Genomic DNA, 9045 nt, shown 5'->3' on the forward strand with positions numbered 1-9045 from the left:
TAGTGTGAAACCTTAGCTTTATGGTAATGTGACCGTACCTCATGTAGTCACAGTTTTTATTTGTATTAAGACATTCGAAATGATTTGCCACGTAAAGCTGCTATGTAGCAAATAATAACTACTAAGCATAGGCTAACCATCACCAAATACAATTGTGGTGCAAAATGGATAATCAACCAGCCACCAAGCACTGGGCCTAAGAAGCCACCTAAGTTTTGAAATTGCATAAAACCAAGATATGTTGCTTTTTGATGCGCGGGTGCAATCATTTCGACTATAGCACTCGTCATTGGGAAAACAAAAATTTCACCAAGTGAGAACACAACCATACCGACAATAAAAAGTGTCCAATTATCAGCGAAGTGGAAGATTAACATACCAAGTGCTAATAGTCCGCCCCCGAAAATAAGACTTGTTTTGATTGCTACTTTTTCGCTTAAAATGCCGAGTGGCAATTGAAGAATTACGATTGTTGCAGCATTAATCACAATTAGAACTGAATATAATGCTACTCCGTCTGCCATAGTTAAATTAAGCAATTGTGGCATTGTTGCCTCTGTTTGCATATATACGAAATTGCAAATAACACTCGCAATAATGAGCAACATAAGTGTGCTATCTTGTAAAAGAACACGCATCAAGTCGCCAATATCTTGCGTAACATTGACCGTATTCTGCTCCTCTATACGTCGTAAAGTGATGACTAAGAAAATCGCATACAATAAGTACATCGTTGCAGTAATAAGGAATGGAAAACTTATTGATGATGCTTTTGAAATGACAATACCGAGCAAAAGGCCGATCACAGCTGATAAATTGATGGCAGTATATCGAATTGAAAATAGGCGACGACGCCTATCTTCGTCAGTATAGTCAATCATCAAAGCTTGTGAAGCTGGTTCAAAAAATGCACGACAGATACCGTTGAGAGCATTGCATAGAACGAATATCCAAACAGAGTTTGCGAATGCAAAGCCATAAAAGACTATACTCCAACAGAACATCGATATGATGATAATTTTTTTTCGGCCAAACCGGTCAGTAAAGAAACCACCGAAGAAGCCACCAAATGTCGCAGTCAATTGTGAAATACCGACTGCTAAACCAATCATAATTGGTGAGGCATGTAAATCATTTTGTAAATAAAGTGCTAAAAATGGTATCGTCATAAAGCTAGCTGTGCGGGCGAAGGTCGTACCACCGAGCAGCTGCCAGACGAGGGGGTGAAAATAATCCATAATAAAAACCTCCTGTATTAACATGCGTTTGCTTATGCTAGTATGAAGTGTGGAGTTAGTCTATAGTCAAGAGGAGTTTTTAACTTGGAGAGAAAAAACCTTAAAACCTTAAGTACAGGAGAATTTGCTAGTTATTTTGGGGTGAAAAAAGACACCTTGTTTTATTATGATAGAATCAATCTTTTTAAACCTGCCGGTAAACTTCCCAATGGTTATCGATATTATACCTACGATCAAATTAATACATTCTCAACACTCCAATCTCTTCGGAAAGTGGGAGTTTCGATTGAGGAACTAAAAGAATATCTTAATTCTCCCAACACTTACAAACTTGTTGAAATGGCAAAACAGCAGACAGTTCTGGTGGAAGAAGAAATTGAGAAATTAATTCAAATTCGTCGTTTCTTTAAGGGTATTATTTCAATGGAAGAAGAAAGAAAAAACGTTGAAGTTGGGAAGGTTTATATCCAAAAGACACAGAAAAAATCTATTTTCTTAAGCGATGTAAATTCGAAAAATAGCATGACCGATTTCGATTGGGTAAAACATTTTAGCAAGCAAATAGGCTTGTTTGTTCCTGCTCCTATTGGATCTGTGATAACAAGAGAGAGCCTGATTCAAGAAAGATATGAGGAGGTAGATCACTTATTTTGTTATAGTGATTTAGAAACAGGTCAATCAAAACCAGGAGGAATTTATGTCATATATTATCACCAAGGATCTTATAAAGATATTGAATCCGCATACCACAATATCACGGAATTTATCAAATCAGAGGGCTATGTTATTGAAGGAAATGCCTATGAAGATTACTTCTACAATCCATTAAGAACTAATAATAAGGAGGAATATCTTACTAAAATTAGTATACAGGTAACAAAGTGTTTAAAGAGTTAAAGCTATAATGTTATCTTTGTTTAGTAAAAATTAAAAATAGGAAAAACAATTGCAGCGAGTACTTTTAAAAAAAGTGATAAAAAGAGAATCGAACTTTATGTTTAGTAGGGCATACCCCATCATCAAGTTGAAATTTTAAAATACCCCCAAAACGAGAAAATTGTACGTTTTAATCTGGAGACGTCAATTTTCTCATTTTCGGGTATTTGCTTTTCTTAGCTTGATGGTGATGGGGTATGAACAGCTAATAGAAAATTATTACCCAAACCGTTTTCGGGATTTAGAGTATAAATTTACAAACGAAGAGATACGTGAAGAGACAGATGAGAGTTTTCGCTATCATGCTGTAGCGTACGTTACTGGTATTGAAAATGGCAAGAGAAGTGAAATGAAATTAAATTATGACATGAAAATTGTAAAGGTTAATAATTTATTCATGGTGTTAGAACAAAAACAATATGTACAATAAAAAAACCTCTAGAAGCAGAGGGACTTTAAAGATTTTCATTTTGTTGACCAAGTTCTTTTTGAGCAATGTATAAATTTCCTTGCTCAACTTGTTTCAGTGTATGAACAGAATCTCCTGCATATCCTTTTTCTGTTTTAACAGTTCTTTTTGAACGATTTGAATCTTGTTTTTTCATATAATAGACCACCCTTCCTTAAAAATAGACGAAAATGATGAGCACGAGTAATACAGCTGCGAAAATGGTAATGCCCATTAAAAAAGAAGTGTTTTTATATTTAGGTGGCTTATGTACATCTTGCCGATATCCAGGTGAAATTTCAGGGGCGAATTCTTCATCGAATGATTGTTTCTTTTGTTTTTCGTCCATATGTATCCACCTTTCTTTTTCATTATGTTACACGTTACAAGAAAAAATATGCATGAAGAAAACAGCCGCTATATCATTAGCGGCTGCTTTGCGTTGTATATTTTCTTTGTACTTGAAAGAGACGGATAAGCAGGAAGATTGCCCCAAATGCTAGACCGATAATAAGACCGATCCAATAACCTTTTGCTGCCCAGTCAGTATAAGTTGCTAACATGTAGCCAAGAGGTAGACCTATTACCCAATAAGCTATTAATGTCATAATTAAGGCAACATTTACGTCTTTATAACCACGAAGTGCTCCTTGTACTGGAGTTGCAATCGCATCTGAAATTTGAAATAAAATCGCGAATATAAGAAATTCTTTAGCTAAATGATGGACATTTGCATTTGTCGTATAAATAGAAGCAATTTCATCATCAAAGAAATAAAGAAGGATTGAATATAAAAGAGCGAAAGCAAGGGCTAACCCAATTCCGATAAATCCATATTGTTTCGCATTATTGTATCGTTTTGCTCCAACTTCAAATCCAACGGCTATCGTCATTGCCATTGCTAAACTTAAAGGAGTCATATATAACAAGGAAGCAAAGTTCATAGCTGCTTGATGTGCTGCTATTGTTGTCGTACTAAAATTGCTCATCATAAGTGTTACCGCAGCGAAAATACTCGTCTCAAAAAAGATAGCAAATCCGATAGGGACGCCAAGTTTCAGGAATTCCTTCCAGCTCGTAAAGGAAGGGCGGTATAACTGTTTAAAGATATTGAAAGAAGCGAAAGGCTCTTTCGTACGAATAATAATGACGGTAATAATTAAAATACACCAATATGTTGCTGCAGAAGCGATTGCCGCACCAACACCACCGAGTTTTGGAAAGCCAAAGTGACCAAAAATTAATAAGTAATTTAATACTACATTAATTGGTAATGATAGTAATGTAATAATCATCGTTGTTCGAGTTTTTCCTAATGCATCAATAAATCCACGTAAGACGGTGTAAGTAAATAAAGGGATAATTCCAATCGCGATAATACTTAAAAATTGTGCTGCAATACGTTCCACGGGTTCTTCTAATTGCATGCCATTTAAAATAGGTGAAACAGCGAAGAATCCGATAAGGATAACAACGAAACTAGCACAAATTGCTAAATATACTGCTTGTATGACAATGTGAGGAACGTCCTCCTTTTTCTTTGATCCAACGAGCTGTGCAACAATAGGAGTAGTAGCCATTAAAATTCCGGTTAAGCCGGTACTAACGGGAAGCCATATACTTGTTCCGATAGCAACACCCGCTAAATCAATAGGACTCGCATGTCCTGACATTGTCGTATCAAAAAAGCTCATCGCAAATAATGACATTTGCGTTACAAAAATCGGGAAAAAGAGTAATGAAAATTGCTTTAACTTTTGTGAGAATGAAGTAGTTTCTTTCATAAAATCCCCTTTCAACGTAAAAAACAAACTCTTATTATCATACAATTTAATCAAAAAATAGAAAAGAAATAAGCGTATACAACAAATAAAATCAATAAAAAAAGGATGCACTTTGAAAAGGGATAAGGTATTATGATAAGGTGTGAAAAAATTACATATTCGTTATTAAGGAGGCACTACTTGTGGCTGATTGGTTAATTGGTTTAATCATGGGTGCTGTTGAAGGGTTAACAGAGTTTTTACCAGTATCATCAACAGGACATATGATTTTAACAGGACATTTAATTGGATTTGAAGACGATAGAGCGAAAGTTTTTGAAGTTGTAATCCAATTGGGATCGATTTTAGCAGTTGTTGTTATATTTTGGAAACGTCTATGGTCATTAGTTGGAATAGGGAAAGTAACTGATGGACCATCGTTAAATTTATTACATATTATTATCGGGATGATTCCTGCCGGCATACTCGGCGTATTATTCCATAGTGCAATTAAAGAAGTTTTATTCGGTCCAGGACCGGTTGTTATTAGCTTAGTAGCTGGTGGTATTTTAATGATTGTTGCTGAGAAGTTTTCAAAACCAAGTACAGCAAGAACGTTAGATGAAATCACATATAAGCAAGCATTTACAATCGGAATGTTCCAATGTTTAGCACTTTGGCCAGGATTTTCTCGTTCTGGATCAACAATAAGTGGTGGTTTATTAGCACGTGTTTCGCATACAGCGGCAGCGGAATATACATTTATTCTAGCGGTGCCAATGATGGTAGCTGCAAGTGCCTTAGATTTAATTAAAAGCTGGGATATATTAAGCGCGGCTGATATACCATTATTTGCAACTGGATTTATTACAGCATTCGTTGTTGCGATGCTTGCAATTGTTTCATTCTTAAAATTATTAGGTCGTGTAAAACTAACACCGTTCGCTTACTACCGTTTCATTTTAGCTGCGGTATTCTATTTCTTCATTATGTAATAAAAAAACCTGCCGAAATCGGCAGGTTTTTTATTTTACTACTCTCTCAATCATGCTTTCCATTACATGTTCCCAAAGAGAAGTATCATCAGCTAATGTAGCACGGAAATTAGCATACATTTCTTTTTGTTTCTCTTCGAATGTTGGATCTTCTTTTTCAGGTAATGTAGCGCGCATTGAAGTTACTAATTCTTGTATTTTTGGAGCTCGTGGTCCAAAGACGGCTTGTTCATTTCCGTCTTTATCAATGAAAATAAAGATTGGAATCGCACGTGCTGTTCCGTTTGTTAAGTATTGATCCATTAATTCTAAGTTTTCATCGCGAATTAATAACCGCATATCAATATTTGCAACTTCAGAAATTCGTTTCATAACAGGTACACACAAAAGAGCATCGCCGCACCAATCAGCTGTTAATACGATAACACGCCAGCCATCATTTTGGCGTTCTTCTAATATAGGAAGTAATTCATTTGGAATTAAAAAATTATTGTAAATGTGTAGTAGCTCGTATTGGTTTACTTTCATTTCATTCACATATGTATCAAAGGACATACCTTTATCAGCCCATTGTAGTAAGTTCATAAGTAACACCTCTTTAGTATGATTTATTTTTATTGTACCAATTTTTATATAGAAAAGCTTGTATTCTTACTCTTTCTTATCACTAAATAATTTATTTAGTGTGTAAAGGAATAGTGCGACACATAATTCAGCTATGTTGGACATTTGTACACTCTCTATCCAGTCATCGGCGGTATGTATGACAAACCAATCTAACGTAATTTCAATTATAGAGAGCAGAGCAATTGAGAGCCAATTGGGCATACTTGTCATCATTGGATGTAGGAGCACTTTAAAGAAAATGAATATAAAATATGTAATACCGTCTAATAAAAGAATGAGTAAAAAAAAGAGTAGTAGAGCTGTTCTTGATGAATATTCTATACCTGTAATATGAAAGATTCCTACATATACAAAAAATATAAATGCAAAGAATATAATGAGAATAAGAATAACAACACTAATAATAATAGTCTTATCTTTTAGACTGAGATTAGAAAGTTTGTCTTCTTGACTCATTGCCCCAACTCCTTTTTCTGGAAAATCAATTTCATTGTACCATGAAATATCTATTAAAAAACTACGAATTACGGGGAAATAAGGTGACAAAAAGTAAGATTTCGTGTAAAATTATTAATAAGGTTTTTATTTAACTAAATTAAATAAAAGGGGCTGTCAAAGTTGTCTCAAAATCGAGAACAATTAATGGAAGAACTATCGACAAATGTTTTTGCAATGTTTCGCACGTTGCGTAATGATATTGGAAAAATATTTGGTGGTTACATACCGTGGAATGAGTTCATTGTCCTTAGAATATTGAACCGTACGAATAAAGAAATGGTCTCACGTGTAGCGAATGAGTTAAATGTGTCGAATAGTCATATTACAGCTGTTACAGAAAAATTAATTAATAAAGGCTTTGTAACTCGTTCACGTTCTACATCAGATCGCCGAGTTGTATATTTAGAGATTACAGAACAAGGGAAAGATTTAGTGGCGAAAATGGAAGGTGAGAAAAAGAAATATTTACAAGAAAGATTTTCCGCACTTTCAGAAGATGAAATGGATATAATGATATCTATTTCTAAAAAACTTATTTAAATAATTACAAATAAGAAAACGCTTACCTGATGAAAAAGAAGACCTTCCTCATATATGGAAGGTCTTCTTCTGTGTGTAATAGATGATAAAAAATAAAATGTGTATGAAAAAAGATAGAGCGCCATACTACTAATAAAGGAAGGAGGCGGAAATATGACGAATCGTAATGGTAGTCAAGGAAGTGGAAATCAAGGTTCACCAAAATCAGGGCAATTCCAGCAGGAGTTTAGTACTGAATTTGAAACGGGAAATGATAATAAAGGAAAAGAATATCGTTCGAAAAAAGGAGTGAAATGATTCACTCCTTTTTTGATTTAAGATGCTGCAGATTGATCCGTATTATATTTTTCTTCTGATTTTGCAACAATCATTGCACAAATTGCATCACCGGAAATATTTACAGCAGTTCTAGACATATCTAGAATGCGGTCAATACCGATAATTAAAGCAATGCCTTCTACTGGTAGATTTACTTGATTTAAAACCATCGTAAGCATCACTAGTCCAACACCTGGTACACCTGCAGTACCGATACTAGCTAGTACAGCAGTTAATACGACCATAGCTAATTGTGGTAATGTAAGTTCAACGCCGTATACTTGAGCGATAAATACAGTTGCTACCCCTTGCATAATAGCAGTACCATCCATATTAATCGTTGCACCTAGTGGTTGTACAAAAGAGCTTATCGCTTTTGGAACTCCAAGTTTTTCTTGGGCGGTTTTCATGGCAAATGGAAGGGACGCATTAGAGCTAGATGTACTAAACCCAATTGCCATTACCGGACCGAAATGTTTAAAGAAACGAATAATACTTTCTTTGGCTAGTACCTTTAATAAGCCGCCGTATACGAAGACACCGTGAATAATGAGTACCAACATAACGACAATCATATACTTGAACATCGCAGCGACGCCTGCAAGACCCATTTTACCAACGGACGAAGCGAGCAACCCGAATGTTCCGATTGGAGCTAATTTCATGACGAGATTAACAAGATACATCATTAATTCGTTGCCCTGTTCAAGTAATGAATGGACACCTTGAACTCGTTTTCCTAAAACAGCTAAACCGAGTCCGATCAATGCGGCAAAGGCAATAATTTGTAGCATGTTCCCATCAGCCATCGCTTTTGCTGGATTATCTGGCACAATATTCAGCAATGTATCAACGAAAGATGTTTCAGTTTTTGCACCTTCATACTTAAGCCCGTCTGTTTTAAAGTTACCGCCAGCTCCTGGTTTTATGATAAGTGCAAATGTAACTGCAATAGAGATAGCGACAGCTGTTGTTACGAGAAAGAATGAAATTGATTTTAAACCAATTCTTCCAAGTTGTTTCGGATCTCCAAGACCAGCAGCCCCGAGTACGATAGAAATGAACACAACAGGAACAACTAGCATTTTAATGAGTCGAATAAACAATTGACCAAGTGGATTGAACACATATTGATTTAATGGCTCGAAAATGGATGGAGCAGCTAAATTTAAAGTGAGTCCAACGACTAGACCGAGAAATAATGCAATTAAGATTGCTTTTGTTTGTTTCAATAAAATCCCTCCTTGTTTTTGTAAAATTGCTTTCTAAATTAATTGTACCGAAAAAATACCTATTTTGACAATATTTTCTGAATATTTAGTATAAAATTGTCTATTTCAATGTATATAGTCCAGTTTTGCTGAAATATGTGGAAAGAATACATTTATGTGTTTGGAAAAAAAATAGACCATCACATGATGGCCTAGGGAAGGGGGACAATTTATGTCAATTTAATTAGGGATGGAAGCTATTCAAAGACACTGGGGAATGTCTTATAAATTAGGGAGGAACAGCTCCGATACATATACTATAAAAGGTGGATGTGGTCTAGATGTGAACATAGAGTGAAAGAGAGAGGGAGTTTTAAGTAAGAAGAAAGAGAGAATAAAAAAATAAGACCATCACATATAGGATGGTCAAGGGAAGGGGACAATTTATGTCAATTTAATTAGGGATGGAAA

General features: G+C 35.2%; 11 protein-coding genes and 1 pseudogene. 5 read left to right on the top strand and 7 right to left on the bottom strand.

All coding sequences use genetic code 11. The features are described from left to right. Positions 1-65 precede the first annotated feature (65 nt). Positions 66-1238: an MDR family MFS transporter gene (locus DET63_RS13565; RefSeq protein WP_000384374.1), complete on the bottom strand. Its 1173-nt coding sequence runs from the start codon at positions 1236-1238 to the stop codon at positions 66-68. An 84-nt stretch (positions 1239-1322) separates the two neighbouring features. On the opposite strand from DET63_RS13565, the gene DET63_RS13570 reads away from it, so the two are divergent. Together DET63_RS13570 and DET63_RS13575 are read left to right on the top strand one after the other, a co-directional pair. Beyond that, on the top strand, positions 1323-2135 hold the full coding sequence (locus DET63_RS13570; RefSeq protein ID WP_000440177.1) for a MerR family transcriptional regulator: 813 nt from the start codon (positions 1323-1325) through the stop codon (positions 2133-2135). A gap of 232 nt (positions 2136-2367) precedes the next feature. After that, positions 2368-2604: pseudogene (locus tag DET63_RS13575) on the top strand (biotin transporter BioY); the annotation flags it as partial. Between the two features lie 25 nt (positions 2605-2629). On the opposite strand, the gene DET63_RS30250 reads toward DET63_RS13575, so the two are convergent. The 3 genes from DET63_RS30250 to DET63_RS13585 all read right to left on the bottom strand — a co-directional run bounded on the left by DET63_RS30250 (position 2630) and on the right by DET63_RS13585 (position 4406). After that, complete coding sequence (locus tag DET63_RS30250) at positions 2630-2779, bottom strand: hypothetical protein (protein WP_000743737.1); 150 nt, start codon at positions 2777-2779, stop codon at positions 2630-2632. 18 nt (positions 2780-2797) lie between these two features. Next, positions 2798-2971, bottom strand: coding sequence for a hypothetical protein (locus tag DET63_RS13580; RefSeq protein ID WP_000343684.1), 174 nt, complete (start codon positions 2969-2971; stop codon positions 2798-2800). 76 nt (positions 2972-3047) lie between these two features. Further along, positions 3048-4406, bottom strand: a complete 1359-nt coding sequence (locus tag DET63_RS13585; RefSeq protein WP_113937000.1) for an MATE family efflux transporter — start codon at positions 4404-4406, stop codon at positions 3048-3050. A 182-nt stretch (positions 4407-4588) separates the two neighbouring features. Between DET63_RS13585 and uppP the strand changes: the two genes are divergently transcribed. Then, entirely contained in the window at positions 4589-5380 is a 792-nt protein-coding gene (gene uppP / locus DET63_RS13590) for a bacitracin resistance undecaprenyl-diphosphatase (RefSeq protein ID WP_002086752.1), read from the top strand. Positions 5381-5410: 30 nt separating this feature from the next. Here uppP and DET63_RS13595 read toward each other — a convergent pair whose 3' ends face one another. Continuing rightward, positions 5411-5998 carry a thioredoxin family protein gene (locus DET63_RS13595; RefSeq protein WP_113937001.1) on the bottom strand — a complete coding sequence of 196 codons (588 nt, stop codon included), beginning with the start codon at positions 5996-5998 and terminating at the stop codon, positions 5411-5413. 33 nt (positions 5999-6031) lie between these two features. Then, positions 6032-6463 carry a regulatory YrvL family protein gene (locus tag DET63_RS13600; protein ID WP_113937002.1) on the bottom strand — a complete coding sequence of 144 codons (432 nt, stop codon included), beginning with the start codon at positions 6461-6463 and terminating at the stop codon, positions 6032-6034. A gap of 162 nt (positions 6464-6625) precedes the next feature. Between DET63_RS13600 and DET63_RS13605 the strand changes: the two genes are divergently transcribed. Together DET63_RS13605 and DET63_RS13610 are read left to right on the top strand one after the other, a co-directional pair. Next, positions 6626-7045, top strand: a complete 420-nt coding sequence (locus tag DET63_RS13605) for a MarR family winged helix-turn-helix transcriptional regulator (RefSeq protein WP_002166098.1) — start codon at positions 6626-6628, stop codon at positions 7043-7045. Between the two features lie 153 nt (positions 7046-7198). After that, the gene (locus DET63_RS13610; RefSeq protein ID WP_113937003.1) at positions 7199-7342 is read left to right on the top strand and encodes an imidazoleglycerol-phosphate dehydratase; all 144 of its coding nucleotides are present in this window, start codon (positions 7199-7201) and stop codon (positions 7340-7342) included. A gap of 17 nt (positions 7343-7359) precedes the next feature. Here DET63_RS13610 and DET63_RS13615 read toward each other — a convergent pair whose 3' ends face one another. Then, complete coding sequence (locus DET63_RS13615; protein ID WP_002086747.1) at positions 7360-8595, bottom strand: dicarboxylate/amino acid:cation symporter; 1236 nt, start codon at positions 8593-8595, stop codon at positions 7360-7362. Between the last annotated feature and the right edge of the window lie 450 nt (positions 8596-9045).

This window comes from Bacillus sp. DB-2, assembly GCF_003315125.1.
GTDB classification, from domain to species: domain Bacteria; phylum Bacillota; class Bacilli; order Bacillales; family Bacillaceae_G; genus Bacillus_A; species Bacillus_A mycoides.

What these genes read in the sequence shown, in the direction of transcription:
- DET63_RS13565 (WP_000384374.1), bottom strand. Translation starts at nt 1,238, where the DNA reads ATGGATTATTTTCACCCCCTCGTCTGGCAGCTGCTCGGTGGTACGACC.
- DET63_RS30250 (WP_000743737.1), bottom strand. Translation starts at nt 2,779, where the DNA reads ATGAAAAAACAAGATTCAAATCGTTCAAAAAGAACTGTTAAAACAGAA.
- DET63_RS13580 (WP_000343684.1), bottom strand. Translation starts at nt 2,971, where the DNA reads ATGGACGAAAAACAAAAGAAACAATCATTCGATGAAGAATTCGCCCCT.
- DET63_RS13585 (WP_113937000.1), bottom strand. Translation starts at nt 4,406, where the DNA reads ATGAAAGAAACTACTTCATTCTCACAAAAGTTAAAGCAATTTTCATTA.
- DET63_RS13600 (WP_113937002.1), bottom strand. Translation starts at nt 6,463, where the DNA reads ATGAGTCAAGAAGACAAACTTTCTAATCTCAGTCTAAAAGATAAGACT.
- DET63_RS13610 (WP_113937003.1), top strand. Translation starts at nt 7,199, where the DNA reads ATGACGAATCGTAATGGTAGTCAAGGAAGTGGAAATCAAGGTTCACCA.